This is a genomic window from Moellerella wisconsensis ATCC 35017, assembly GCF_001294465.1.
GTDB lineage: Bacteria > Pseudomonadota > Gammaproteobacteria > Enterobacterales > Enterobacteriaceae > Moellerella > Moellerella wisconsensis.
Map to the genome: position 1 here is coordinate 1 of NZ_LGAA01000063.1, position 351 is coordinate 351.

The 351-nt window shown below is 47.6% G+C and carries 1 protein-coding gene; it reads right to left on the reverse strand.

Going from position 1 to position 351, the window contains the following annotated elements:
• Positions 1-343: LPD7 domain-containing protein (locus tag M992_RS14390; RefSeq protein WP_315970606.1), on the reverse strand; the 343-nt coding region annotated here is incomplete at its 3' end.
• Between the last annotated feature and the right edge of the window lie 8 nt (positions 344-351).

The following is a 351-nucleotide window of genomic DNA, read 5'->3' on the forward strand; positions in this document are numbered from 1 at the left end:
ATTTAACCCTTTGTTCTGGGTTAGTCAGTTTCACCTCAATGTTGTATTCACTGATAAGGTTAAACACTCGCTCTTTAAATTCGTCACTGCCGGTGATTTCAATACCACGATGATGTTGCTTATCCGCGGTTAGAACGGCCGCCAGGATCATCTCGTCACTCTGGCTGGCTTCAGGGGTAGCCATACGCAGATGTGAGCCGTAATCGTAAAACGCATCCTGTCCATCAAGCGTATACGCCGTATAGTCTTTCTCTGCTCTGTACCCAAACCGGGCAATTAACCCTTCCAGGTCTATACGTTCTTTTGGGGGCGTTTCTGCATTATCGTTGGTTGCCCATCGTATGCCGTCTT